This is a genomic window from Arthrobacter alpinus, assembly GCF_900105965.1.
In the GTDB taxonomy this organism is placed as follows: Bacteria; Actinomycetota; Actinomycetes; order Actinomycetales; family Micrococcaceae; genus Specibacter; species Specibacter alpinus.
In genome coordinates, this window is record NZ_FNTV01000001.1 from 1,804,303 (window position 1) to 1,830,212 (window position 25,910).

At 60.9% G+C, this 25,910-nt stretch carries 26 protein-coding genes; 7 read left to right on the forward strand and 19 right to left on the reverse strand.

The annotated features are described in order from the left end of the window. Positions 1-310 precede the first annotated feature (310 nt). Together pheT and pheS are read right to left on the reverse strand one after the other, a co-directional pair. Positions 311-2,854, reverse strand: a complete 2,544-nt coding sequence (pheT, locus tag BLV41_RS08440) for a phenylalanine--tRNA ligase subunit beta (RefSeq protein WP_074711332.1) — start codon at positions 2,852-2,854, stop codon at positions 311-313. Between the two features lie 4 nt (positions 2,855-2,858). Further along, a complete protein-coding gene (pheS, locus tag BLV41_RS08445; RefSeq protein WP_420836160.1) occupies positions 2,859-3,953 on the reverse strand; it encodes a phenylalanine--tRNA ligase subunit alpha in 1,095 nt (364 codons plus the stop codon). 151 nt (positions 3,954-4,104) lie between these two features. Here pheS and BLV41_RS08450 point away from each other — a divergent pair, with 151 nt between their 5' ends. The 3 genes from BLV41_RS08450 to BLV41_RS08460 are packed head-to-tail and all read left to right on the forward strand — an operon-like array spanning position 4,105 to position 5,815. Continuing rightward, on the forward strand, positions 4,105-4,677 hold the full coding sequence (locus BLV41_RS08450) for a hypothetical protein (RefSeq protein WP_139244251.1): 573 nt from the start codon (positions 4,105-4,107) through the stop codon (positions 4,675-4,677). After that, entirely contained in the window at positions 4,674-5,156 is a 483-nt protein-coding gene (locus tag BLV41_RS08455) for a hypothetical protein (RefSeq protein ID WP_074711334.1), read from the forward strand. The genes BLV41_RS08450 and BLV41_RS08455 overlap by 4 nt, the downstream gene beginning before the upstream one ends. A 20-nt stretch (positions 5,157-5,176) precedes the next feature. After that, positions 5,177-5,815 carry an SIMPL domain-containing protein gene (locus tag BLV41_RS08460; protein WP_074711335.1) on the forward strand — a complete coding sequence of 213 codons (639 nt, stop codon included), beginning with the start codon at positions 5,177-5,179 and terminating at the stop codon, positions 5,813-5,815. A 37-nt stretch (positions 5,816-5,852) separates the two neighbouring features. Here BLV41_RS08460 and BLV41_RS08465 read toward each other — a convergent pair whose 3' ends face one another. After that, a complete protein-coding gene (locus BLV41_RS08465) occupies positions 5,853-7,352 on the reverse strand; it encodes a long-chain-fatty-acid--CoA ligase (protein WP_074711336.1) in 1,500 nt (499 codons plus the stop codon). A gap of 206 nt (positions 7,353-7,558) precedes the next feature. Between BLV41_RS08465 and BLV41_RS08470 the strand changes: the two genes are divergently transcribed. Then, the gene (locus BLV41_RS08470) at positions 7,559-8,716 is read left to right on the forward strand and encodes an Rv2578c family radical SAM protein (RefSeq protein ID WP_083360672.1); all 1,158 of its coding nucleotides are present in this window, start codon (positions 7,559-7,561) and stop codon (positions 8,714-8,716) included. 75 nt (positions 8,717-8,791) lie between these two features. Here the strand turns inward: BLV41_RS08470 and BLV41_RS08475 are convergent, their stop codons facing one another. Both BLV41_RS08475 and BLV41_RS08480 read right to left on the reverse strand, forming a co-directional pair. After that, positions 8,792-8,983 carry a DUF5302 domain-containing protein gene (locus BLV41_RS08475; RefSeq protein ID WP_074711337.1) on the reverse strand — a complete coding sequence of 64 codons (192 nt, stop codon included), beginning with the start codon at positions 8,981-8,983 and terminating at the stop codon, positions 8,792-8,794. An 80-nt stretch (positions 8,984-9,063) separates the two neighbouring features. Next, complete coding sequence (locus BLV41_RS08480) at positions 9,064-9,489, reverse strand: (deoxy)nucleoside triphosphate pyrophosphohydrolase (protein ID WP_074711338.1); 426 nt, start codon at positions 9,487-9,489, stop codon at positions 9,064-9,066. A gap of 130 nt (positions 9,490-9,619) precedes the next feature. Between BLV41_RS08480 and BLV41_RS08485 the strand changes: the two genes are divergently transcribed. Next, positions 9,620-10,822 carry an MFS transporter gene (locus BLV41_RS08485; RefSeq protein ID WP_074711339.1) on the forward strand — a complete coding sequence of 401 codons (1,203 nt, stop codon included), beginning with the start codon at positions 9,620-9,622 and terminating at the stop codon, positions 10,820-10,822. A 150-nt stretch (positions 10,823-10,972) separates the two neighbouring features. On the opposite strand, the gene BLV41_RS08490 is transcribed toward BLV41_RS08485, so the two are convergent. The 4 genes from BLV41_RS08490 to infC all read right to left on the reverse strand — a co-directional run bounded on the left by BLV41_RS08490 (position 10,973) and on the right by infC (position 13,806). Further along, positions 10,973-11,881 carry a TrmH family RNA methyltransferase gene (locus BLV41_RS08490; protein ID WP_074711340.1) on the reverse strand — a complete coding sequence of 303 codons (909 nt, stop codon included), beginning with the start codon at positions 11,879-11,881 and terminating at the stop codon, positions 10,973-10,975. Positions 11,882-11,947: 66 nt separating this feature from the next. Beyond that, positions 11,948-12,331: a 50S ribosomal protein L20 gene (gene rplT, locus BLV41_RS08495; protein ID WP_044571806.1), complete on the reverse strand. Its 384-nt coding sequence runs from the start codon at positions 12,329-12,331 to the stop codon at positions 11,948-11,950. A gap of 109 nt (positions 12,332-12,440) precedes the next feature. Beyond that, positions 12,441-12,635, reverse strand: coding sequence for a 50S ribosomal protein L35 (gene rpmI, locus BLV41_RS08500; RefSeq protein ID WP_044571805.1), 195 nt, complete (start codon positions 12,633-12,635; stop codon positions 12,441-12,443). Between the two features lie 103 nt (positions 12,636-12,738). Beyond that, positions 12,739-13,806, reverse strand: coding sequence for a translation initiation factor IF-3 (gene infC / locus BLV41_RS08505; RefSeq protein WP_244516798.1), 1,068 nt, complete (start codon positions 13,804-13,806; stop codon positions 12,739-12,741). 336 nt (positions 13,807-14,142) lie between these two features. Between infC and BLV41_RS08510 the strand changes: the two genes are divergently transcribed. Continuing rightward, entirely contained in the window at positions 14,143-14,550 is a 408-nt protein-coding gene (locus BLV41_RS08510) for a DUF1844 domain-containing protein (protein WP_044571801.1), read from the forward strand. 95 nt (positions 14,551-14,645) lie between these two features. On the opposite strand, the gene BLV41_RS08515 is transcribed toward BLV41_RS08510, so the two are convergent. The 8 genes from BLV41_RS08515 to BLV41_RS08545 all read right to left on the reverse strand — a co-directional run bounded on the left by BLV41_RS08515 (position 14,646) and on the right by BLV41_RS08545 (position 20,911). After that, the gene (locus tag BLV41_RS08515; RefSeq protein ID WP_074713199.1) at positions 14,646-15,920 is read right to left on the reverse strand and encodes an MFS transporter; all 1,275 of its coding nucleotides are present in this window, start codon (positions 15,918-15,920) and stop codon (positions 14,646-14,648) included. Positions 15,921-15,979: 59 nt separating this feature from the next. Next, positions 15,980-16,870 carry an SseB family protein gene (locus BLV41_RS08520; RefSeq protein WP_074711341.1) on the reverse strand — a complete coding sequence of 297 codons (891 nt, stop codon included), beginning with the start codon at positions 16,868-16,870 and terminating at the stop codon, positions 15,980-15,982. Between the two features lie 3 nt (positions 16,871-16,873). Then, on the reverse strand, positions 16,874-17,608 hold the full coding sequence (priA, locus tag BLV41_RS08525; RefSeq protein WP_074711342.1) for a bifunctional 1-(5-phosphoribosyl)-5-((5-phosphoribosylamino)methylideneamino)imidazole-4-carboxamide isomerase/phosphoribosylanthranilate isomerase PriA: 735 nt from the start codon (positions 17,606-17,608) through the stop codon (positions 16,874-16,876). A gap of 68 nt (positions 17,609-17,676) precedes the next feature. Further along, positions 17,677-17,826, reverse strand: coding sequence for a hypothetical protein (locus BLV41_RS22050; RefSeq protein ID WP_170835444.1), 150 nt, complete (start codon positions 17,824-17,826; stop codon positions 17,677-17,679). Then, complete coding sequence (gene hisH, locus BLV41_RS08530) at positions 17,826-18,527, reverse strand: imidazole glycerol phosphate synthase subunit HisH (RefSeq protein WP_074711343.1); 702 nt, start codon at positions 18,525-18,527, stop codon at positions 17,826-17,828. The genes BLV41_RS22050 and hisH overlap by 1 nt, the downstream gene beginning before the upstream one ends. Then, the gene (gene hisB / locus BLV41_RS08535; protein ID WP_074711344.1) at positions 18,524-19,144 is read right to left on the reverse strand and encodes an imidazoleglycerol-phosphate dehydratase HisB; all 621 of its coding nucleotides are present in this window, start codon (positions 19,142-19,144) and stop codon (positions 18,524-18,526) included. The genes hisH and hisB overlap by 4 nt, the downstream gene beginning before the upstream one ends. A 171-nt stretch (positions 19,145-19,315) precedes the next feature. Further along, positions 19,316-20,413 (reverse strand): histidinol-phosphate transaminase, encoded by a 1,098-nt coding sequence (locus tag BLV41_RS08540; RefSeq protein WP_074711345.1) that lies wholly within the window; start codon positions 20,411-20,413, stop codon positions 19,316-19,318. Between the two features lie 126 nt (positions 20,414-20,539). Further along, entirely contained in the window at positions 20,540-20,911 is a 372-nt protein-coding gene (locus tag BLV41_RS08545) for a LysM peptidoglycan-binding domain-containing protein (protein ID WP_074711346.1), read from the reverse strand. Positions 20,912-21,187: 276 nt separating this feature from the next. Between BLV41_RS08545 and lexA the strand changes: the two genes are divergently transcribed. After that, entirely contained in the window at positions 21,188-21,931 is a 744-nt protein-coding gene (gene lexA, locus BLV41_RS08550; protein WP_044571787.1) for a transcriptional repressor LexA, read from the forward strand. Positions 21,932-22,086: 155 nt separating this feature from the next. Here the strand turns inward: lexA and BLV41_RS08555 are convergent, their stop codons facing one another. Together BLV41_RS08555 and hflX are read right to left on the reverse strand one after the other, a co-directional pair. Continuing rightward, a complete protein-coding gene (locus BLV41_RS08555) occupies positions 22,087-24,114 on the reverse strand; it encodes an ATP-dependent DNA helicase (RefSeq protein ID WP_044571786.1) in 2,028 nt (675 codons plus the stop codon). Further along, a complete protein-coding gene (gene hflX, locus BLV41_RS08560) occupies positions 24,107-25,777 on the reverse strand; it encodes a GTPase HflX (protein WP_083360674.1) in 1,671 nt (556 codons plus the stop codon). The genes BLV41_RS08555 and hflX overlap by 8 nt, the downstream gene beginning before the upstream one ends. Positions 25,778-25,910 lie beyond the last annotated feature (133 nt).

Genomic DNA, 25,910 nt, shown 5'->3' on the forward strand with positions numbered 1-25,910 from the left:
GTTCCGACAGTTTCTGCCGTTGTGCAGCCCGCGATGGCTGCGGTAGCAATGATCCCGGCCGAGAGTAGTCGAATAAACTTCAAAGTTCACCCATGTATATGCATATCTGCTGACGCGGATCGGCAAAACCAACCCCAATCCCGTGCTCAGCGATTAGCTTACGACACCGGTACGACTGCATCAATCGGCTCAGCTTGGGCCAAGAACGCGAAATTATTCGACAATCTTGGAGTCCAGGACGCGGAAACAAAAAAGGTCTCGGCGGGCTCGACCATCGCTGGCCGAGCTCGCCGAGACCTTGTGTGAAACGTTAGCGCTGGGTTGCGCCGAACCGCTCCGCGGCAAGCTCGACGGCGGACGCGCGTGCGGCCGATGCCTCATCTGAGGTCAGCGTGCGGTCCGCAGCCCTGAAACGCAGGCCAAAGGCCAAGGACTTGCTGCCCTCGGGAATGCCCGTGCCCTGGTATTCATCGAACAAGGCCACGTCTTCCAGCAGTTCGCCGGCGCCTTCACGCAGTGTTTCCAGAACAGCGGCAGCCGGAATCTCCACCGGAACAACCAGGGCAACGTCCTGAGTTGCCACCGGGAAGGTGGAAATGGCCTTGGCCACGATCACGTCTGCGGCAGCGGCAAAGACCTTCTCGGCGTTGATTTCCATGGCCACCGACCGGGCAGGCATGTGCAACTCGGCCAGCAGTTTCGGGTGAAGTTCACCCGCGTAACCAACAACGTCCCCATCGCGCAACGTCAGCATGGCCGCGCGGCCCGGGTGGAACGCCTGGTGCGAACCCTGTGTCACCACGAGTTCCACGCCTGCCACGTCGGCCACCAAGCGAGCAGCGTCAATGGCATCGGCCCAGTCCCACGCCCGCGGGCTGTGCGCAGGTGCAGCCGGTGAATCCTTGCCCGTGAAAACGGCACCAATGGTCAAAGGCTGGTACGGAATACCGTCATACAGCCCGTCGAGGACATCCTCGGCAGGCCTGACGCCAAGCGGCGGGATCGAGGCGGTGCCCATCGTTTCCGAGGGCAGGAACACCAGACCGGATTCGAACAATGCCAGATCGTGGAAACCGCGTGAGTGGTTGCGCTTGGCAATCTCGATCAGCCCCGGCAGAACCGAGGTCCGCAGGAAGCCGAACTCCTCGCTCAGGGGGTTCGCCAACTTCACGGCGGGGCGGGAGGCACCGGCTTCGGCCACCCCGAAGGTCTCGTTGGAAACCTTGGACACAAACGGGTAGGCCAGAATCTCGGTCAACCCGGAATCCGCCAAGGCTTGCACCGCCCGACGGCGCTGCTGCTGAGCGCGCGAATAGCCGTGTCCAGGAGGTGCCGTGGGAAGGGTGGACGGGATGAGGTCATAACCCACCAAGCGGGCGACTTCCTCGGTCAGGTCGTCCTTGGCGAGCAGATCGTGGCGCCAGCTGGGGGCCGTGACGGAATATCCGCCGTCGACCTTCTCAACAACGGCACCCAGGTCCGTCAGGGAACCGATGATCTGTTCCTGGGTGAAATTGATGCCGATGCGGGCAGAGGTGTAACCGGAAGGCAGGAACACCGGAGCCACAACGACTGGGGTACCAACGTCAGTGACGGTGGTTTCCTCGGTGCCGCCAGCCAGCTCAACGAGCAGGTCCACGGCACGCTGGGCGGCAACATCGGCAACCAAGGGGTCAACACCGCGTTCGAAGCGCTTTGACGCCTCGGAGGGCAGCTTGTGGCGGCGGCGCGAGCGGGCAATCGAGACTTCCTCGAAGTGCGCGGCCTCAACCAACACATTGACGGTGCTCGAGTTGACCTCGGTGGAGGCACCGCCCATGACACCGGCGATCCCGATGGGACCGGACCCGTCAGTGATGAGCAGGTCCTCAACATCGAGTTTGCGGACCTTGCCGTCAAGGGTCTCCAGCGTTTCACCGGCGGCGGCGCGACGCACCACGATCTCTCCGGTGAGCTTGTCGGCGTCGTAGGAATGCAGCGGCTGACCCAGTTCCAACATGACGTAGTTGGCAATGTCCACGGGCAGTGAAATGGAGCGGACACCGGCCAGGCGCAACCGGGATGACATCCACGGCGGGGTCGGCGCGTCCGGGTTGATTCCATGTACGGTGCGGGCAACGAAGCGATCGCAGCCGGCGTTGCCATAGATAGGCGCTTCATCTGCCAACCGGACGGGATGGCCAGCACCCGTTGCTGCGGTCACCGAAACCAGCGACGCCGGGTCGGTGAAAACGCTGTCGGTGGCGTGGGCGTATTCGCGGGCAACGCCGCGGATGCTGAACGCGTAGCCGCGGTCCGGGGTGACGTTGATTTCGGCGGCTTCGTCGCGAAGACCCAGCAGCTCCAGTGCGTCGGTGCCGAGCTCCGGGTCAAGGCCCAGGGTTGAGAGCACCAGGATGCCGTCGTGATCTTCGCCAATGCCGAGCTCGCGCACGGAGGCGATCATGCCGGCGGAAACATGACCGTAGGTCTTCCGGGGTGTGATGCGGAAATCACCGGGCAGGACGGCGCCGGGCAGGGTGACAACAACCTTGTCCCCCACCACAAAGTTGTGCGCACCACAGACAATGCCTTGAACGCCCGAGGGGTCAATGCCGTCAATGTCCAGGGTCTGCGGGGTGCCTTCGGGAACCACGCGGACGGTGCACCAGTTGATGGTCTTGCCGTTGGACTGCGGTTCCTTCTCCAAAGAGAGGACCTGACCCACCACAATGGGGCCGCTGATGGTATCTAGCGGACGGTGTACTTCCTCTTCTTCAAATCCAACCTTGACCAGATCGGTCATTACTTCTTCGGCAGTTGCTCCTGCCGGTACCTGCGCGTACTCGCGCAGCCAAGTCAGTGGAATACGCACTTACTTAGATCTCCATCCCAAAGTGTTCGCTGAATCGTACGTCGCCCTCGATCATGTCGTGCATGTCGCCAACCTCATTGCGGAACATGAGGGTGCGCTCAATACCCATGCCGAAGGCAAATCCTGAGTAGACGTCCGGATCAATGCCGGCCGCGCGGAGTACGTTCGGGTTGACCATGCCGCAGCCGCCCCACTCGATCCAGCGCGGGCCGCCCTTGGCGCCGGGGTGCCAAATATCCAGCTCGGCCGACGGTTCGGTGAAGGGGAAGAAGTTCGGGCGCAGGCGGATGCTGGCTTCGTCACCAAACATCTGGCGTGCAAAGTGTTCCAGGGTGCCGCGCAGGTCAGCCATGGAGAGGTCCTTGTCGATGGCCAGGCCTTCGAACTGGTGGAACACGGGCGTGTGAGTGGCATCGAGTTCATCGGTGCGGAACACCTTGCCGGGGCACAGCACGTAAACGGGCAGTTCGCGCTCCAGCAGCGAGCGGACCTGCACGGGTGAGGTGTGGGTGCGCAGCAGGAGGTGTGCTTCCGGTGGCTCCACGAAGAACGTGTCCTGCATTTCACGGGCCGGGTGATCCGGTTTGAAATTCAACGCATCAAAGTTGAACCATTCCGATTCCAGCTCGGGGCCTTCGGCGATTTCCCAGCCCATGCCCACAAAGATGTCGCTGACGCGGTCCTGCAGCGTGGACAGTGGGTGGCGGGCACCGGCGCGACGGCGGCGCGGGGCTGCAGTAACATCCACGGTCTCCTCGACCAGGATGCGCGCTGCGTCTTCAGCCTCGAGCACCTCGGTGCGGGCTGCGAGCGCCTTGGCAACTCGGCCGCGTGAGCCGCCCATGAGTTTTCCGGCGGCGGCCTTGAATTCCTTGGCGAGCCCACCGATCTCACGGTTGGCCAGGCTTAGCGGTGACTTTTCGCCGGTGTGGGCCAGCCGTGCGGTCTTTAGTTCATCCAGCGTTGTGGCGGCGGCAATGGCTGCGAGCGCGTTTTCAACGGCTGCTCCAATCGCTGCTTCGTCAAGCGGATCCGGAACCGTGGCGGGTTCGGTGGTTGGTTCGGGCATCTCTGCCGTCGTGTGGGGCATCTCAGACATCTACAGTTTTTACCTAAGCTCGTGTGCGAGTAAGCGGCGGGGTAGCTCCTCCCGCCTAAGCCAGTCTAGTTGACGGCGCGTGCCTGCTTTGAATCCAACTCTTTACCTCTTCCCCGCCCATTCGTCGGCGCGGCTTGTTACGCTAGCGCCCATGAGCTCCCTTCTCCGCAGACGTACGACGCCGGCCTGCCGGTATGCGCTGGTGGCGTCACTCGCGCTGGTGTTGGGCGGGTGCAGTACATCCCCCCGCAAGGTCAGTCACTACACCCCTGCCCCGGCCGCAATTCAGGAGAAAGTTGACTGCCTTGCCCCTCCCGAATGGCACGATGGCTCCGAAGCCAGCCAGCCGGCGGCGGATTTGAGGGGTTCGGTCCCTGAGGGATTTGTCCCTGTTCAGGTGGTCCGCTGCCAGCAGGACTTCCTTGAACAAGCTGGTGTCTACACGCGCGCGGTTCGGCAGGAGCAGCTCGAGGGGGATTACTCAGCGTTGCTTGCGGCCTTGGCACAGCCCAGCGACAGGGCGAACGGCAACATGGCCTGCACTGCGGATGCGGAGCTCCTGCCGGCATTGTGGCTTGTCAACGCTGATGGCCAAGCTATCCACGTGGTGTGGCCGGTCGACGCCTGCGGTAAGGCTCGCGGGAAGCCGGATACCGCCAAGGCGTTGGCCGGCTTGACGGTTGGCGAGGTACAGATCCAAACGGAGAAGGAATCAGGACAGTGAGGTCTTCAGTGTGCCTGCGTGCGGTGGCCAACGCCGTCAATCTCTCTACGGCAACCGGGTTGCTCCTTGCCGGGCTGACGCGCACCCCTGTGGAGAAGGGACCGGATGGTCTAATTTTAGGCACTGGTTATCAGCCCAAGCTCCCCCTTGCCGGAGCTTTCACGGTGGGCAATGTGATCTTCTACCGGGCCGATCGGGCTTTCATTGACTCACGCCCAGACCTCTTGGTCCATGAATCGGGCCATTCAACGCAGTACGCATGGTGCTTGGGTCTGCCCTTCTTGCCGCTCTACGCAGCCTGCGCAGCCTGGTCGCTGTGGCGCACCGGAGATCCTGGCAGCCGGAACTTCTTCGAACGCAATGCGGGCTTGACCCTGGGCGGGTATCGCGAACTGCCTACGATTGCTAGGCTCCCCCTCATCAGGAACCAATTGCGCCGCTTTGCGGTGAATAAGTCACGAGACAACAACACCCACTGACCTAAGGAAAAGAAGTAGCCATGACACTAGCTGCAGATACCGTCACCGTCACCGGCCAGGGCACAGTTTCGACCACTCCGGATTTTTTCACCATCTCCATCGGGATCGAGGCGGCGCAGCCCACTGTTCGTGCCGCTTATTCGCGTGCCAGTGAGGCCCTGAACGCCGTCAACTCCAAACTCTTGTCCCTAGGGGTGGGGCGGGAAGCCATGAGTTCCTCGTCTCTGGACGTCCGGGCAGACACCCGCTGGCAAGATGGCACCGGGACGGTGGTGACTGGTTACACGGTCTCCAGTACGTTGACGGTGTCATTGCGCTATGACGCGGGCGCGCAGGACATCATTGCCGCGGTGGTGGACACGGGCAACAACAATGTCCGGCTGCACGGCATGACGCCCGTGGTCTCGGACCCCTCGGCCGCGCAGGACGAAGCACGCGCAGCCGCGTGGGCCGACGCCCGACGGGCAGCCGAAGTGTATGCACAGCTGTCCGGGCGGGCCTTGGGCCCGGTTAGCCAGATCAGCGAAGGCATCGTCCATGATTCGCCGCCCCGGCCCATGAAGGCCAGGGCCGTCATGGCCATGGACAGCTCCATGGCCATTGAACCGGGGCAAAGTGACGTGGCCATGGCGGTGCAGGTGACCTGGCTCCTAGCTTAGGGTTTCAGTGGCTGGGCTCAGGTAGCGGAAGCAGCCGCTAGGGGATGCTAATTTCCCTCTTCAGGATCTTGCCCGTGGGCCCCTTGGGCAAGGCCTCCATGATGACAACCCTGCGTGGGTACTTGTAGGCCGCAATTCTGGCCTTGACGAACTCTTGAATCTCGGCGGCGAGTGCCTCCGGATTGTCGGCTCCCTGCGCACCCTCCTTGAGTGCCACCGCGGCACAGACCTCCTCACCGTGCACGTCGTCTGGCCTGCCCACTACGGCGGCTTCGGCCACTGCGGGATGTTCGTACAGGACCTCCTCTATCTCGCGCGGGTAAATGTTGTACCCGCCGCGCAAGATCATGTCCTTCTTGCGGTCAACAATGAAGAACACGCCATCTTCATCCTGACGAGCCAAATCGCCGGTCCGGAACCAGCCATCGGGAATCGCGGCGGCCGTTGCCTCCGGATTGTTCCAATATCCCTTCATGACATACGGACCTGCGACGACTATCTCCCCCACCGCGCCCGGTTCCACGTCCGCACCTGCATCATTGACAATCCGCAGCTGGGCACCGGCCACCGCAGTTCCCACTGACCCAGGTTTGCGAATGCCGTCCATTTGGTTGAAGGCCACCACGGGCGAGGTTTCGGACAGGCCGTAGCCCTCCAACAGCGTTGCCTTGAAGGTGGTCTCAAATTCATGCAGGATTTCCACCGGCAGGGCGGACCCGCCGGACGCTGCCAGGCGCAGACTGCTCAGATCATAGTTGTCCCGGCCCGGTGCACGCAGGAGAGCAATGTACATGCTGGGGACGCCCTCGAAGATCGTGACCTTGTCGCGGGCAATAATCTCCAAGGCCTTGACCGGGTCGAATCGAGGCAGGAGTGTCACAGTTGCACCCGCCATGACCGCAGAGTTTAGTGCACATGTCTGGCCAAAAATATGGAAGAACGGAAGTCCGCCAAAGATCACGTCACCTTCCCTGCTTGAAAACAGGGCCGTGGACACCTCAGCATTGCTCCGTAGATTCTCATGCGTCAGCTCTGCCCCCTTGGGCTTGCCGGTGGTTCCGGAGGTGTAGAGAATGACGGCGGTATCGTCCTTTTCGGCGGCTGCCACCTCGCTGACCGCTTCGAGAGGTGCCAGCAGGGTCATGAAATTTCCATCGATGGCAATGATGGCGGCGCCGGCCTCTGCGGCGCCTGGTTCAACCTCGCCCAGGACTCCTTCCCAGGCAAAGGCGAGCACCGCCCCGGAATCCTTGAGGTGGTAGGCCACTTCGCGGGCTTTCAAGAGGGGGTTCAGGGGAACCACAATGGCTCCGTAGCGCAGGATTCCGTAATAGATGGGCGGCATCTGGGGCAGGTTGGGAGATATCAAGGCGACCCTGTCACCGGGCTTTACGCCACGTTGGGCCAGAAGTGCTGCCACTTTGGAACTGAGTACTTCCAGTGCGCCGAAAGTCATTTCCAGGTCATCGAGCTTAATGACCACTCCACTCGGGTTTCGCGCGGCAGAGGCAGGAACCATGCTGGCCAGGTTTGTCATTGAAGCTCCTTATGCTTTGGGCGGACTGGCGCTGAGTTGCAGTACCGCTGATGCAAGCAATGGCCAATCCGTGGGGGACAACGCCGTCCCCTGCCACCACCCTAGCGCCATAACGAGTGATTCACAGCACCTTTCTACTCGTGAGTAGCCACCACTTCCGGCGAACGGGCATTGCCATTGATTAGAATATATGTTCTAATCAATGCATGCGGTGGACCAGTCAAGAAATTAGCCAGCCACTTTTTCCTGAGCAAGCAGTTGCTCAAGCGGACCCAGGAATGGCAGCGCTGGCGCCCGGGCTGCCTCTCCTCCCATTGGCCGGACTTGTGAAGAGTGTTCAGACCCCGGAATTTGCCGGAATCACTTTTCACGAGGTTTTGTCCAAATCAGCCCTCAACAAGGTGCCACCCAGTTCCACCATGCCGTTCGAATGGACCGTCAATCCCTACCGCGGGTGCTCGCACGCCTGCGTCTATTGCTTTGCACGCAAGAGTCACACCTACCTGGATTTTGATTCCGGGGTGGACTTCGATTCCCAGGTAGTTGTGAAGGTCAATGTCGCCGATGTCCTGCGAAAAGAGCTGTTCAAGCCTTCGTGGCAGAGGCACCACGTGGCTCTGGGAACCAACACTGATCCCTACCAGCGCGCGGAGGGGCGCTACCGGCTCATGCCTGGAATCATTACCGCACTGGCGGACTCCGGCACCTCGTTTTCAATCTTGACCAAAGGAACGCTGCTCGCTCGGGACATTCCCTTGTTGCGCGCCGCCGGCGAACAGGTCAGCGTCGGGATGGGGATCTCCTTGGCGCTGCTGGACGAGGATCTAGCCCAAGCCATTGAGCCCGGAACACCCTCCCCCAAGGCCCGGCTGGCACTGATCAGCAAACTGCGCGACGCCGGCCTGCCGTGCGGCGTCATGGCCATGCCAATCCTGCCGTGGCTTACCGACTCCGATGAGGCCTTGGATTCATTGTTTGCCGCACTGGCACAGGCGGGCGCAACAGGCGTCAGCGCCGGTGCACTGTACCTGCGCCCAGGTACGCGTGAATGGTTTATGGCGTGGCTGGCCCGCGAACACCCCGCCCTTGTTGGCCGGTATCAGCGTCTTTACAGCACGGGCTCGTACGCGTCCAAGGAGTACAGACAGTGGCTCTCTGGCAGGATCAATGAAGCCAAAGCCCGCCACGGGTTCAGTTCTCAAGGATTCATTCACGACCCTCGCCGCGAGGAAGCCCAGTATCCTGCTGGCAGCATGTCCGCAGGAATTGAGCGCCAGGAACACTCCGCCGCCCCGAACATAAGAAAGGCGGAACTCCCCGTGGGGAATCCCGCCTTTCCAAACCCTGCTCCCACCTTGTTCTAAGGCCGCACCCCTACACGCATCTAACCGCGTATCAGGTGCTCACCTGGAACGCCGGCGAAGCATCAAGCTTTGCTGTTATCCGCTCTTGCGGCGGAATTCGCGCTTGTGCGATGCCGCGCCGTGAGAGGCGCTAATTTTTGCGCCACCGGCCGCAGCCACCGTACCGTGTTGTTGGTTCTTCTTGTTTTCCAGAGCCTGCCGGAACTTTTCCTTAGTTTCCTCGCTGGCGCCTGCGGGGGTTTGTTCGTCGTGGTTTTCACTCGTCATGGCACAACCTCCTTGGGGTCTTGTGCACCCAGTCTGGCACAGCAACGCAGGTTTTCAACACCCGCTGCGGTATTCGTAGTTCAGCGAGCCGTGAAGACAACAAGCGCCTCCACAATGGGCAGATCCGCCGGAATCCAGTCCAGCCCAAGAATTTCCGGCCCCCCGAGCTCAACCCAAGCCAACATGTCGTGATCCTCCAAGGGTTCCGGTGTTCCCTCCGTCACCTCGGCCAGCCACACGCGCATGGCAGCGCCAGCGTTAAGAGGCCAGCCTTCCGGCGTCGGGCCTGCCACTTCGGCGCCGAGGGTCACCACGACTCCCAATTCCTCCGCCAGCTCTCTGTGCAAGCCATCCTGCGCGGATTCACCCGATTCAACCTTGCCGCCTGGGAACTCCCACATACCGGCAAATTCCGGTGGGGCAGTCCTTCGGGCGGCTAGAAGCTTGCTTGGTTTTTCGAGGGAATCTACGAGGGCGCCGCCCACTATTTGTTTGATCGTCGTCACCAGGCAAGTGTAGGCCGAACTAGACTAGAGACGGCATTACGATGCCTTACCGCGCCGCCCGCGTACCGAGGCGCCGGCACCACCCGCCCAGCATCGTGCGGCCGATTCCCACCTTTGGAAAGCACAAGAAATGTCCCTGCTTAAAAGTTCCCGTCAAACAAAACCCGCATCACCGAATGTAGTGGCCTGGGCAATCCTGTCGCTGGCAATTGGCGGGTTTGGCATCGGCACCACCGAATTTGCCATGATGGGCCTTCTGCCCAACGTAGCCGATGGTGTCGGCGTCAGTGTCCCCACCGCCGGCCATGTCATTTCCGCCTATGCGCTCGGCGTGGTGGTCGGCGCACCGCTCCTGGTAGCCATCAGTGCCAAGATGCCCCGGAAGACACTCGCCCTTGCCCTGATGGCACTGTTCACTGTGGGCAACCTCTTGTCAGTTTTCGCGCAGGATTACTCGACCTTGCTGGTCACCCGCTTCATCGCTGGCCTGCCGCACGGCGCATTCTTTGGTGTAGCTGCCGTACTGGCTGCCTCCATGGTTGCCCCCACTAAACGCGGCCGCGCAATTTCAATGGTCATGATGGGCCTTTCCATCGCCAACGTTTTGGGCGTGCCGCTGGCCACCTACGTGGGCCAACAATTCGGGTGGCGCTGGCTCTTTGTGCTGGTTGGCATCATTGGCGTCGTCACCATGGTTTGCATGGCTATATTCATCCCGGCACAAAAAGCCCTGCCCGGGGCAAGCCTGCGGAAGGAAATCAGCGCGCTGCGCCGTGGCCAGGTCTGGCTAACGCTCCTGGTGGGCGTGGTTGGCTTTGGCGGCTTCTTTGCCGTGTACACCTACGTTGCCAACACCATGACGGACGTTGCCGGCTTCTCTGCCGGCTTCCTGCCCGTCATCGTGGGGCTGTACGGCGTTGGCATGGTGGTTGGGAACTATGTGGGTGGACGGATCGCGGACTGGTCGGTCATGGGCAGCATCTACTTGGTCATGGGCTTCATCGCGGCCATGCTGGTGCTCTACGCTGCCACGGTTCACATCCAGTGGATGGCGCTGGTGATGATCTTTGTGATTGGGGCATCGGGCGCCATGCTGATTCCCTCGCTTCAAACGCGATTGCTCGACGTCTCCCCCGGTGCACCGACACTGGCGTCCTCGCTGAACCACTCGGCACTGAACATGGCCAATGCCCTGGGTGCCTTTGTGGGAGGACTCGTCATCACGTGGGGGTGGGGTTTCACCGCACCAGCCATGGTGGGCGCCGTCCTCGCTGTCCTGGGCCTCGGCATTGCACTTCTCAGCGGCTTGCTGGATAAATCGAGCAATAAGTAGCCTGCAACTTGCGAGCCAGCTTTAACGCAGAAAGTCCACGTGAAAACGTGGACTTTCTGCGTTAAAGCCAAGAATGAAAATAGCGATCACGACTAGCTTTCGACCCGGGCGGCTACCGCTGTTTCGCCACCCTCAAGGGAGTGGAGGCGGCTACGACCTGTGCTGGGCCCGGGCCGTCGCGTACAGGCACACAGTGGCAGCGGTTCCGAGGTTTAGGGACTCGGCTGCACCGTAGACGGGAACTGCCACGCGGTGATCGGCCATGGCCTTTTCTTCGCCGGCCAGACCTTGAGCTTCGTTGCCGAACATCCACAAGGTGGGCTGCTCCAGCTCGTAACTGGAATCAGGGATTTCCTGGTCAAAAGCACGCGCAGCGCTTTCATCCTGCAACATGTCCAGGTTTAGGTGACCGTAGCCGTCGGCGGCAAGGACCCCAATGCCGGCAGCCTTTGCCGCCCCAACAACCTCAGTAACCGTCACACCGAGAACAACCGGGATGTGGAACAAGGATCCGGCGGTGGAACGCACAGCCTTGGGGTTGTAAATATCAACACTCGACGAGGAGAAGATCACAGCATCCGCGCCCGCCGCATCGGCGGCGCGCAATACTGTACCCGCATTGCCGGGGTCCTGCACCCGGCACAGCATGGCGATGAGCTTGGGCTTGGCGGCCAACACCTGCTCCAGTGGCACGTCCACAAAGTTGCACACCGCCACAATGCCCTGCGGTGAAACGGTATCCGTCATAGCCGCAAGGACCAGCTCGCTGGCAATGCGGACCTGCAAGCGTGAACCGGGTGCGGATGCCGCTTCCAACAATTCGGGGAATTTCTTCAGACATTCAACCGTGGCGTACAACGCCTCCACCACAGGGGTACCGCCGGCCGACAGGCACTCGCGGTGAGCGCGCAGGGCTTCACGGACAGCCTGCGGCCCCTCGGCCAGGAACTGCCTGCGCTTTAAACGGCCCGAGCGCCCGGTCAGCTTGGCAACATCCCTCACTCGATCTGCTCGAGGATTGGTCATTGCTTCTACTGGCGGGCGCCCGGGTTCAGTCATGCTTAGGACTTTAGCAGTCACAGCGCACGAACAAGGAACTGAAGGTTCCTAGGGGTACTAGCTAAATTACTTTGCTACCGGAGCTGAGGTGTCAGCAGGCAGTGCAGCCTTGGCGATGTTCACCAGAGCGGTGAATGCACCGGCGTCGTTGACAGCCAGGTCGGCCAGCATGCGACGGTCAACCTCGATCGCAGCAGCCTTCAGGCCCTGGATCAAGCGGTTGTAGGTCAGGCCATTGGCGCGTGATGCAGCGTTGATGCGCTGGATCCAGAGGCGACGGAAGTCACCCTTGCGCTTGCGGCGGTCACCGTAGCTGTACACAAACGAGTGCAGCAACTGCTCTTTGGCCTTACGGTACAGGCGTGAACGCTGTCCGCGGTAACCCTTTGCGCGCTCAAGAATAACCCGACGCTTTTTGTGGGCGTTTACAGCCCTCTTCACACGTGCCACGTGCGTACTCCTTCAATTTTAAAGATCCCAAGCCAATCATGCCGGGGAAGGCTTTTTTTGGATTGGTGTTAGTCCCGAATTGGGAATTAACACCGATTGACTTGCGAAATTAGATGCCGAGCATCTTTTTGATGTTGCGAACATCAGCCTTGGCGACCGTGAGGTCACCCTTCAGGCGACGCTTCAAGCTGGAAGGCTTGTGCTCCAGGTAGTGGCGGCGGTTAGCCTGCTGGCGCTGAAGCTTACCGGAACCGGTGAGCTTGAAACGCTTCTTAGCACCACTATGTGTCTTCATTTTAGGCATGAGGACCTGTCTCCTTACGTATCCACCGGCGCTGCCTGTGGTTCTCTTGCAGCGACCGGTTGGGTCACTGTGTGGGTGTATTCACCGCTGAAAAGGTGAAACCTTATTCAGCCGAGCTGGGGGTTTCGGCTACGGGAGCGCTCTTTGCAGAGGCCGCCTTCGTAGCCGGCTTTGCAGCAGCCTTGGCGGCCGGCTTTGCTGCGGGCTTCGCAACAACGGGCTTGGCCATGGGCTTCGGCATGGGGATGGGCTTTGCGGCAACGGGCTTCGGAGCAGCTACCGGCTTCGGCGCTACAGCGGGCTTGGTTGCGGCCTTGGCTACCGGTGCGGCCTTGGCCACGGGGGCCTTAGCTGCGGCAGGCGCCTTGGCAGGGGCTGCCTTGGCCGGAGCCTTGGCAGGTACGACGGCGGGGGCCGGCTTTTCTTCCGGAACGCTTACCTCGGGTGCAACAACGGCTGCGGGAGCTTCCTCAACTGGTGCTGCTTCCACGGCCGGAGCCGACTCAACAGCGTCGGTTGCGGGAGCTTCGGCGTCGTCGGACAGGTTCAAGCCCTGGGGCAACAGGTCGGCCAATGACTGCGTCATGGGCACCTTGTTGTCGCGGTCCACATCAACGCGGGCAGTGCCATTGGCAACTGCCTCGTTGTGTGCCTTTGCGTCGGCGCGCTGCTGGTTGCGGCGTGCTTCAGCCTTTGCCTCAGCCTTGTTCTTCAAGGGACCAATAACCATGACCATGTTTCGGCCGTCAATGCGGGGGCTCGACTCGATGATGCCAACTTCGGCAACATCTGCTGCGAACTTCTGCAGGAGGCGAATACCCATTTCCGGACGCTGCTGCTCGCGGCCTCGGAACTGGATCATGGCCTTGACCTTGTCACCGGCGCCGAGGAAGCGCGTTGCATGTCCGCGCTTGGTCTCGTAGTCATGGGTGTCAATCTTGAGGCGGAAACGGATTTCCTTCAAGACGGTGTTGGTCTGGTTCTTGCGGGCTTCACGAGCCTTGACTGCGGCTTCGTACTTGTACTTGCCGAAGTCCATCAGTTTGCACACCGGCGGCTTTGCCGTCGGCGCTACCTCAACCAGATCCAAGTCGGACTCTGCTGCCAAACGGAGGGCGTCTTCAATGCGGACGATCCCTACTTGTTCGCCTGCTGGCCCAACCAACCGCACCTCGGGGACGCGGATTCGATCATTGATGCGTGGCTCGCTAATGTGTAGCTCCTGTTGCCTAAAAAAGGGTGAGTACCACCAGCAACGGAGAAGGCCCCCAATTTGCTGATGCAATGGAGGCCTCGAATAATCGGCGCATACCCCGCGAAGGGACATGACTGCCATACCCAAAAGGAACGGCGCCGACCTAAAACCAGACAACGCCAAAGAATGGGTCGAAAGGTGGGAGAGGACTCCACTTGCAAACTCTTTGCTGCTGTTTTGGCCCTGTGACTTTCGCCTTGAGGACACACGATAAATAACAGCATCGAGTCGGTCTATGACAAGCTTAGCAGTATGAGTAGCTCAGATAATAATTCGGACACCCGCAACACCTTTCAGGCAGCCCCGGAAGAGGCCCTGACGGACACCCAAGCTGCATCAGTTGTGCGTGACATCGCTGAAGTTCCAGCCATTGAGGTCATTACGACGGCGGCCGTTCACCTCATGAGCGCCGCGGCAGTTAAGTGCGGCCTCGCCGCCGGACCGGACGCGGAAGAGCTTAAGGACCTTGATGAAGCCCGCAAGCTCATCACGGCCCTGGCGGGTTTCGTCACGGCCGCTGCACCGGAAATTGGCAGCCAGCACGCCGGACCGTTGCGCGACGGACTGCGCTCACTGCAGCTCGCCTTCCGTGAAGCGTCCACCATCCAGGATGCACCGGGCAAGGGCCCGGGCGAGAAATACACCGGCGCGGTCAACTAACCCCTCGTCATCGAGCAACTGCTTCTCGAGCAAACAAATACCGCTCCGATACGGCCATTACAGCCCGTATCGGAGCGGTATTTTTTGCCCCAGTGCTACACCGCGTCTCCAGGACTGCGGCGACGCCACCGGCTCATGACGATCAGGCCCAGGAGCCCGAGAATCGTGCACGCGATGCCAACGATCGCAAAGCCCGCCCAGGGGCCAATGTTGTCCATCATGGCCCCCGCGAAGGGAGCACCCATGGCGCTTCCGATGGTCATGGATGAGCCATACCAGCCCATGGCCTCACCACGGCGTTTCTCGGTGACCAGATCAGCAATGTGTTCGGCACTGGAGGTCAGCACCGGGGCGCACAGCAGTCCTGGCAAGATGCTCAACAATCCCAGCGTCCAGGCGTTGGTGGCAAAGCCCATAGGGATAATCAGCAGCGCCATTGCGCAGAGAAGCCACAGAGGGTTGACCGACCGTTTGAGCGCTCCATAGACAAGGCCGCCGGCAAGGGAGGCCCCGCACCAGAACAGGAAGACGATTCCCAATTCGCCTGTGCTGTTGTTCTCTCGCATCAGCGCGACCATGCCCACATTGACGCCCGTCAAGACCAGGCCGGCACCGAGGGAGGTGGCCAGGATGGCCAGGACGGCTATGTTGACCCACCGCACATTGTATTTGGTGGTGCGCAACCAGCGAACCAGAATGTTCTTCCCGAGCAGATCAGGCGCCACTTGATCTTCAACCAAATCATGGTGATCGGTGGTGGGCTCGGCAACAGCAACAAAGGAACCTTTTTGGCCCGTTCGGGTTGGCGGATTGAACCACATGAGGAAAATGCCGGCCAGGGACGCGCTGACACCGATGACGATCAGGCCCATCACGGTGTTGGTGGTGGCCAGCATGACTCCGGCGGCCGGACCGATCATGAAGGTAATTTCGGCCCCCATGGAATCCAGCGCGTAGGCCGTGCGGCGTTGTTCCGGTGGAACCATGACACCCAGCGCCTGGCGAACAACGGAGAAGATCGGCACCGCGAAGAGACCGCCAATGAAGGCCGCCACAACAAGCAGCTGGAAGTTCAAGAACGGTGCGGTTCCCCACACAACCACCTCGGCGACGACCGAGGGAATCAAGGCGCGCCGCAGCCCGTAGATATCCACCATCCGGCCGCGCCACGGTGCGCCGATAGCCATGCCAATCGTGATGGATGCAGCAATTGCGCCGGCAGCCGCATAGCTGAGCTTCATGGACTCCACTACATGCAGCGTGAGCAGGACACCCGCTGCCGCATGGGGAATTCGCGCCAACATGGCGACAATCAAAAGCCTGCGGACGGATCCAACCGCGAGGATTCCGCGGTAGGCAGCAAAATTCACGTTGATAGCTTCTCTCTTGATATCCATCACAAGAGAGCGCGTTGCTGCCTTGCTGCGGATTAGGTCTGTGGTTGCGGGTGGCGCAGGCGGATCTGAATCGAATCAACAGCAGAGGCGAAGTACTCTTGCCCGGCCCAAAATTCTTGCAGTCGGGCCAATAGCTCATTTACCGTTTGCTGATCAAGCCCGGGAACCAACGTGATCGTGACGCACAATTCTGGTCCGGTTCCCCCGCCAGACACTAGCAATTGCCCCGGATCACTCCGATGGTCCCAGAGGGATTCTATGCCCTGCCCGGCACTTGCCGAAATGTCCACCACAGCACTGTTACCAAGCGCCGACACAGATTCGCGAAGAACGCTTTCCACCGCTACATCGTCATAACTTGGTTGCCATTGTTGCTGCTGGGCCAGTGCCCACATCGCTGGCCGGCGTACCACGAACGGACGCTGCGAACCGGGATCAACTACCAGCAATTGAGCATCCTCGGCCACGGCGGACAGTGCCGCCCGGGCTGCATAAACGGCCACCGGACGAGCTTCCCGATGCCATCGGGCCAGCGCCTCTGCGTGTGAGAACACGGGCAGGGCCCGTCGGCCGTCCGGTCCCTGCAGGGTCACCAGGGCCATGTCTGATTCCTTGTCCGAGACCAGGCCGTTCTCACCCACAGTCTGTTCCGCCAGCTGGGCCACGATGGGAATAAACACACGTGCCGTGGCGAGGGAGGCTACTACCTGCGCCTCGCTGCCGTCGCCTGCGGCAAGGTCAGCCATAGCGGCGGCAAACCCTGCGTCCATGGCGCCGTCGTCCGCATCAAAGTTGTGGTACTTCTCCTGCGCGGGAAGGTCCCGGCCCGCCCACGGCTGCCCGGCAGAATCGGTGATTCCCCCGGCGCCGGCCAATGCAGCGGCAATGTGTCCGGGCAGCGCCTTCTTGGGCATCTCAGTCATGATTTAGCGGCGGCCTGCAACATCAAGGGCCTGCGGCAGGGTGAACTGACGGGAGTACAGGGCCTTGCCGATAATGGCGCCCTCTACGCCTTCGCCCACCAATTCACGCAGGACGCGAAGGTCCTCGAGGCTGGAAATTCCGCCAGAGGCCACGACAGGCTTGGACGTACGGGCACACATTTCACGCAGCAACTCCACGTTGGGTCCGCGCAGGGTTCCATCCTTGGTGACGTCGGTGACGACGTACCGCGCACACCCGGCATCCTCCAAGCGGGCCAGGACTTCCCAGATGTCCCCGCCTTCCTTGGTCCAACCCCGACCAGCAAGTGTGGTTCCGCGAACGTCCAGACCCACGGCGATCTTGTCACCAAAGCGGTCGATGACCTTGGCAGTCCATTCCGGATTCTCCAAGGCAGCGGTTCCCAAGTTCACTCGGCCAACGCCAAGTTCAAGGGCGGCTTCGAGGGACGCGTCGTCACGAAGACCACCGGAAAGCTCAACCTTGATATCCAGGGCCTGAACCATTTCGCTGAGCAAGTGAACGTTGGAACCGCGACCAAACGCCGCGTCGAGGTCAACCAGGTGAACCCACTCGGCGCCGTCTTTCTGCCAGTTCATGGCCGCTTCCAGCGGGGAGCCGTAGCTGGTTTCCGAACCGGCTTCGCCTTGTACGAGGCGCACGGCCTGACCGTTCACCACATCAACAGCGGGCAGCAATTCCAAAATGGGAGTGGTCATGGGATCCTCAACGTTCTTTGTCCTGCGGATGGGAAAGGTGCGGCCTGGCCGCGGGATGATGCTTGTTTTTAGAGCGTGAACATGAAGGCAGCCACGAGTGACATGACGGCCAACAGTGCGAAGCCAATGGGAATCCAGCGGGCACTCTTTTGCTGGTAAAACGTGTAGGCGCCGCCGATCAGCAGACCGGCCAACGCCATCAGCAGCAGTGACCACATCAGCTGGCCACCGTGCTGGAGGACGCAACTGCCGGGCGCTGGAGTGAACGCACCCAGTTGCGCAGCATGCGCGCACCGGCGTCGCCGGACTTTTCCGGGTGGAACTGTGTGGCGCAAAGCGGACCGTTTTCGACAGCGGCAATAAAGGGTGCGCCATGCTCAGACCAGGTCACCAGCGGTGGGCGCATTTTGGGCTGAAGTACTTCAAAGTCCCACTTCTGCACTCCATAGGAGTGCACAAAATAGAAACGCTCCTCTTCCACGCCTTCGAACAGCATGGAACCTTCGGCGGCCTTGACGGTGTTCCAACCCATGTGTGGAACCACCTCAGCGGGCAGCAACTCCACTGTTCCGGGCCACTCCCCCATGCCTTCTTCATGGATACCGTGTTCAACACCGGCATCGAAGAGTACCTGCATGCCGACACAGATGCCCAGCACGGGGCGTCCCCCGGCCACTCTGCGTCCGATCATTCGCAGTGCGTCAACGTTTTTCAGTTCCTTCATGACGGATCCGAATGCGCCGACGCCGGGAACAACCAGGCCATCGGCGGTCAGGACGTCCTCAGGCTTGGAACTGAGTGTCACGATGGCTCCGGCGCGCTCCAAGGCACGGACGGCGGAGCGAACATTTCCCGAACCGTAGTCGAGAACGGTGACGGTGGGCTGGCTCACTTCACTCTCGCCAGCTTCGCGGCTCACAGCAGGCCCTTCGTGGACGGAATCCCGGTAACACGCGGATCCTGCTCGACGGCCGATCGCAGGGCGCGCGCGAAGGCCTTGAATTGTGCCTCAACAATGTGGTGCGGGTCGCGGCCGGCGATGACTGTCATGTGCAGGCAGATCTGTGCGTGCAAGGTGATGGCTTCAAACACGTGGCGTGTGAGGGAGCCAGTGAAGTGACCACCGATGAGATGATATTCCTGACCGGCCGGCTCTCCGCCGTGCACCAGGTAGGGGCGCCCGGAGACATCCACGACGGCGTTGGCCAAGGCTTCATCCAGGGGTACTGTCGCCTCGCCAAAACGGCGGATCCCGGACTTGTCGCCGAGGGCTTCCTTGAGGACCTCACCCAGGGAGATTGCCACATCCTCGACCGTGTGGTGCGCATCAATGTGCGTGTCACCCGTGGCCTTGATGTCCATGTCAATCAGGGAGTGCTTGGACAGTGCCGTCAGCATGTGGTCGTAGAACGGCACAGATGTGTCAATGTTCGATACCCCAGTGCCATCAAGGTTGATCTCAACCATGACACTTGATTCGCTCGTGGCACGCTCCAAACGAGCTGTCCGTCCCTGGCCCGGGGTTGTCTGAGTCATTGCAGCAGTCCTTTGATTTGTGTGCACCACCGGTTCGCCGCACAGGGCAGCGGTGGGCACGGGGACGATCATAAGTATTGATACCAGTTTAGAAGAGAAGACGCGCCAAAGCCCAAACCGCCGGACTCTTAGAACACCGCCAAGGTGCGACGGCGCTGGGCGCCTTGAGCACTAAGCGCCCAGGATCGCGCGAAGCCCCGTGAGGAACGCCGTGGTCTCGGCTTCGGTTCCTGCCGTGACACGAAGGTGCCCAGGGATCCCGACGTCGCGGATCAAGACACCCTTGGCCAGCAATGCTTCCCACACCTCGTGGGGGTTTTCGATGCCTCCAAAGAAGACAAAGTTCGAGTCTGAGGGAGCTGGGGTGAGACCCATCGCCGTCAGCTCGGTGACGATCCGATCGCGCTGAATCTTAATCCTCTCGACGTTGGCCAGCAGCGATGCTGAGTTGCGCAGCGCCGCGACAGCAGCAGCTTGGGTAATGGCCGACAGGTGATAGGGCAGACGAACCAGTCGAACGGCGTCGGTTACCTCTGGGGCGGCTGCCATGTAGCCCAAACGGGCGCCGGCCATGGCGAAAGCTTTGCTCATGGTGCGCGAAACTACGAGGCGTGGGCGGCCTTCAAGGAGGTCGAGTGCACTGGGTGTCCCGGCATGCGAGAACTCCGTGTAAGCCTCATCAACAATGACAATTGCCTGTGATGCCTCACCGGCCTCGTAGACGGCCTTCACAACATCCAAACCAAGGGCTGTTCCCGTGGGGTTGTTGGGCGAGCACAGTAGAACAATATTCGGGGCGTGGGCACGGACCTGCACGGACGCCGATTCTGCGCTCAGACTGTAGTCTGACGCGCGAACGCCGGCAACATAGGCCGAACCCGTTCCGCTGGCCAGCAGCGGGTACATGGAGTAGGTGGGAGGGAAACTCATCACGCTCCGGCCGGGGCCGCCGAACGCCTGTAAAAGTTGCTGGAGGACTTCGTTGGACCCGTTGGCGGCCCACAAGTTCTCCTCCGTCAGTCCGTGCCCGAGGTAGGCGGCCAGTTCCTGGCGCAATACCGTAAATTCGCGGTCCGGATACCGATTGAGGCCGTCAAGCTCGGCGGCGACAGCGTTGAGGATGGCTTCCTTCGCGTCAGCGGGAACGCCGAAGGTGTTTTCATTGACATTCAACAGCACCGGCACTTCGAGCTGGGGCGCACCATAAGGATGCTGTCCGCGCAGATCGTCGCGGAGTGGCAATTGGCTTAGGCGTTCAAACTGATCCATGCATCCAGCATATTTCCTGCCCTGGAAATGTCCGAACTCGCGACAGTATGCGGACACGTACAACGGTATGTACGGCAGCTCGATGCCTTCCCGGCGCATGGCCCGGAGAGATCTCCGGCGCCGGGCCTATTTGGGGAGTGGAACAAAAAGGCGCTGGCCGGCATGAACCACGCCGCTGCCAAGTTCGTTCAGGGCCACAATCTCGCTGACCACGTCTCGAACATCGCGCTTGGGGTTCGAGGCTGCCGCGATACTCCACAGGCTGTCACCTTGAAGAACAGTAACTGTGGCGGCGTACTCAGCCATGTCCACCGCCACATGTTCAACGGAGGCCTGAGCCGGGCTGGCAATCGAGCCCAGGACAATGGCCAACGCTGCGAAAACCATGACGGCGGTGGTCAGGATGGCGGGGATGCCCAGCAGCACCAGACGGCCACGCCGGGTCAGGCTGATGCCGGTAGTACTCAGGGGTGGTGCGGAGATAACCATTGCATTCATGACTTCTGGTCCTTTCGCCGTGGATCCGGATCCCCGGACTCGAACATCCATTGGATCAATTTCCATTGCTTTACATCTTCGATAGAACGTATGTTCTAGTTTGCTACTAGAACAGTTTTAGCACCTATAGACGACACTTGCCAAGAGTAGATCGAACAAATGTTTGAAATTGCCTACTTTGTGGCTTAAACTTGTGAAACAAGGATTGGCCGCTAGATGCAGTCCACCAGCAGGCACTGACATTGTTCAGGGCAACCACGAAAGGACCCCGGAACCATGGCGCTTCCAGAACCACCGCACCGCATCCCCCAGGCTCCCAGCCGCGCCGGCATGAAGGGCCTGACGGTTCGGCAGAAGAAGATCCTTGAGTGCATTCAGCGCTCCATCGCGGACAAGGGCTACCCGCCGTCCATGCGTGAAATTGGGGATGCTGTGGGATTGGCAAGTCTTTCCAGCGTCACGCACCAGCTGACCCAACTTGAACGTCACGGATACCTGCGCCGTGACCCCAAGCGCCCCCGCGCCATGGAAGTCTTGATCCCCCTCGTTTTGGACAACGGAGCCGTGGAGATCGAGGGCGTCAGTTCCCCTACGGCACTGCGCAGTTCGAATGGTCTGAATTTCGCAGAGCTCAGCAGCTCCTCGGACACGGCGTTCGTGCCTTTGGTGGGACGCATCGCAGCCGGCGGGCCCATTTTGGCTGATCAGTCGGTGGATGACATCATGCCGCTGCCACGTCAGATTGTGGGCAACGGCGAGCTATTCATGCTCAAGGTTCAGGGTGATTCCATGATCGACGCCGCCATTTGCGACGGCGACTGGGTTGTTATCCGGCAGCAGAAAACAGCCAACAATGGTGACATCGTGGCGGCATTGCTGGAAGATGAGGCAACCGTCAAGACTTTCAGGCAACGCGATGGCCACACATGGCTGCTCCCGCAAAACACCCGCTACGAGCCGATCCTCGGCGACCACGCCACCATCATGGGCAAGGTCGTTTCGGTGCTGCGAAGCCTGTAGGAGTCTCAGCGAACCCACAAGGGGCACAGGAGCCGGCATTTTTGTAGGCGACGTCAGGGAGGCCGAGGCCGCCCGCGGCCGATTGGCCGGAAAGTCGCCGGAAAATGCCGGCTCCTGTGCCCCTTCCTATGTGGTTGGTGCTGGAGCCAATGGAGTTACTTGCCTGAAAGGCGTTTCAGCGCCGACAGCGCAACTGCCCGGTCCTTAGTGGACCAGAAGGGCGGCAGGGCTGCGCGCAGGAATCCCCCATAGCTGGCGTTGGCGAGGCGTGAATCAAGGACGGCGACAACTCCGCGGTCCTGGCTGGAGCGGATCAGCCGACCAACGCCCTGGGCCAGTCGAACGGCTGCGTGGGTGGCTGAGATGGCGATGAAGCCGTCACCGCCGCTTTGCGCCACGGCGCGCGCCCGGGCTGTCACCAGTGGATCGTCGGGTCGCGGGAACGGAATCCTGTCGATCACAACGAGGCGGCATGATGCGCCTTGGACATCAACGCCCTGCCACAGTGACATGGTGCCGAAGAGGCACGTGTCTGGTTCGTCAGCGAATTGCTTGATCAACCCGGACATGGATGAATCTCCCTGGCACAGGATCTTGACCTTGAGCTTCTTTCGAAGCTTCTCCGCCGCGTCCTCGGCGGCACGCCTTGAGGAGAACAGGGCAAGGGTGCCGCCACCGGCTGCCGTGATGAGATCGGCCAATTCATCCATTTGCTCCGGTGACATACCGAACCCGGGCTTCTTCAGATGCGCCGCTACGTACAACATGCCCTGTTTGGGGTAATCAAACGGAGAGCCCACGTCGGAGCCCGTCCATTTGGGCGCACTTGGGCCGAGCAAGCCCAAACCTCCTGCGGTTCCCTGGAATGACTCGCCAATGGCAAGGGTGGCCGATGTCAGCACCACTGTGCGGTCTGCAAAGAGCCCTTCACGCAACTTCATGGCGACGCTCAAGGGCGCAATGTTCAAGACGGCAGGTTCGCTCTCGTCGGCCTTTTGATAGCCCTGCCCGGGTACGAAGCTCCCAGGGCGTGATGCCCAGACAACTTCCCGAGCATCGGCAGCCACCAAGAGCCGTTCACACAGATCGAAGATCAGGTTCAGCCGGGATCTGGCAATGGAGCGGCCACCGTCTGCAGCCGCATTTCCATCAGGCTTTGAATCCGAAAGGGCAGCACGCACGGCGTCCCGCACCTGCTCGATCGCCTGGCTCTGAGTGTCGTTGAGGCCGTTGGGTAGCAAGCCCTCGGGCGCACCGGCAAGCGCCATGTCCAATGCTGCTGCACTTGCCTGCAGTGTCTCCACAGGCACGGCAGTGTGCTTACGGGTGCTGGAGGCGGCAGCTTGAATCATTTGCACTGACAACTGCCCCGTGACCGCACCGGTGACCCTGTCCTGAAGTTCGTGGGCTTCATCCACCACCACAACGTCGTACTCCGGCAGCACGGCAATGCCTTCAAAGGCGCTGATGGCCAGCATGGCGTGGTTCGTGACCACAATGTCCGCGTCGGCGCCGCGGGCGCGGGCCAACTCGGCGAAACATTCGGTGGCCAGGGGACACTTTTGGGCGCCAAGGCACTCCATTGACGTCACTGAAACTTGACGCCATGCCCGGTCAGTAACGCCGGGCACCAGCTCGTCCCGGTCCCCCGTTTCCGTATCTTGAGCCCATTCCCGCAGGCGGACAACTTCCTTGCCAAGCTGGGATGTGGGCCCGGAGGTGGCGCCCGGCAGGTGCGCCACACTGGTGTCCTCGCCCAGCGTGAAGAGGGCTCCTTCCCCAGTATCTTCCGTGGGGAAGCCGCCACCTAGCTTCTGCTTGCACACATAGTTGCTGCGCCCCTTGACCAGGGCGACATCGATGGGGCGGGGCAGGATCGGTTCCAAAGCTGCCAAGAGCCTGGGTACATCACGCCCGACGATCTGCGCCTGCAGGGCCAGCGTTGCCGTAGCCACCACAGCAGGTTTCTCGCTTGTGAGTGCGTTGACGATCAGCGGAATCAGGTAAGCCAGGGACTTGCCCGTTCCGGTGCCGGCCTGTACCAGCAGGTGGTCTCCACTTTCGATGGCCTCCACGACACGGCGAACCATCTCGTGCTGGCCATCGCGGCGTTGGCCCCCCATGGATTCAACCGCTTTGTCCAAAAGCGTCAGGGCTTGTTGCGAAAATTCACTATCAGGCATGCTGGACAAACGGCTCAACCTCGGCTGCAAGGTCTTCACGGACACGGACCGTAGCCAGTGTGCCGTGTTCGCCGTGTTCAAGAGAGATAATTTCCGCGTCGGTGCGGTGCAACTTGTTCAGCACATCACCACGGTCATAGGGAATCAGCAGTGTCAGGGTCACGCTGGGGTGCGGAATGGCTTCGCTAATGGCTTCCAGCAGTTCGTCAATGCCTGCGCCAGTGCGGGCCGAAACCACCACGGTGCGGGATTCGTGCTGGCGGAGCCGCTCAATGACAAATGGATCGGCGATGTCTGCCTTGTTGAGAATGATGATCTCGGGAATTTGCAGTGCCCCGACCTCGGCAAAGACTGTGCGCACGGCGGAGATCTGACCCTCCGGATCCGGGTGCGATGCATCCACGATGTGCAGAATCAGATCAGCATCGGCCACTTCTTCAAGGGTGGAACGGAAGGCCTCAACCAATTGAGTGGGCAGGGAACGCACAAAGCCAACGGTGTCGACCAGGGTGTAGCCCAATCCGTCAGCGGTCTCGGTCTTGCGTACTGTGGGATCCAGGGTTGCAAACAGCGCGTTCTCAACCAAAACTCCGGCATCGGTCAAACGGTTCAGCAGGGATGACTTGCCGGCGTTCGTGTAGCCCGCAATGGCTACGGATGGCACACTGTTGCGCTTGCGGTTGGCCCGTTTGGTTTCGCGAGCCGGACGCATGGCGGCGATTTCACGGCGCAGCTTTGCCATCCGGGTACGGATCTTTCGGCGGTCCAATTCCATCTTCGTTTCACCGGGACCACGCGAGCCAATGCCACCACCGGCGGCACCTACACGGCCACCGGCCTGGCGAGACATGGATTCACCCCAACCGCGCAATCGCGGCAGTAGGTATTCCATCTGGGCCAACTCAACCTGGGCCCGGCCTTCGCGAGACTTGGCGTGCTGGGCGAAGATGTCCAAAATCAGGGCCGTACGGTCAATGACCTTGACCTTGACAACTTCTTCGAGCGTGCGGCGCTGGGACGGGGCAAGGTTACCGTCGATGATGACGGTGTCTGCACCTGTTGCGTGCACGATGTCCTTGAGTTCTTGGGCCTTGCCGGTACCCAGGTAGGTTGCCGGATCGGGCTTGGCGCGACGCTGCACCAGACCATCAAGGACTTCCGAGCCAGCGGTTTCGGCCAAGGCGGCCAGTTCCCTCAGTGAGTTTTCAGCGTCGGCCATGGTCCCCTGCGACCACAGGCCGGCGAGAACAACGCGCTCGAGCCGCAGCTGGCGGTACTCAACTTCGGAAACGTCTTCGAGCTCGGTTGAGTGGCTTGCCTTGCGACGCAGGGCGTTGCGTTCGGCAAGTTCACTTTGATCACCGTCAAAGATGCTGTGCTGGAGTTTCAACGACGAAACAGCCTGCGCCTGACCGGCCAAGGGACGTGTAGAAGGAACACCCTGGTACGGGTCCTGGGCTTCCTCGTCAGCGTCCTCGCTCACGGCACGGCTTGCGGCCGCGTCCTTAGCTAGGATGCGATCAATCACCGCTTCAATCTCGGCAACTGACATGTCCTGGTGAGAGGTGCCCGTGTTCGATGAGCCGTGTGTTGTTGTTCCTTCGTCGCCTGCCTCGGGCAGCAGGTTATCGTCGGAACCAGGGTGTGCAGATGCGTTGGACATAGTCTCCTTATAGGCGCTTGCTTTCAATCTTAGTCCGCGCCACCGACACGCACACCTTTGCCACCTGGTTGTTGTGGATAATGTCACCGCCACGTCCGAGGTGGCTTAGGCGTGCCTAGATTCCCAACGCAGC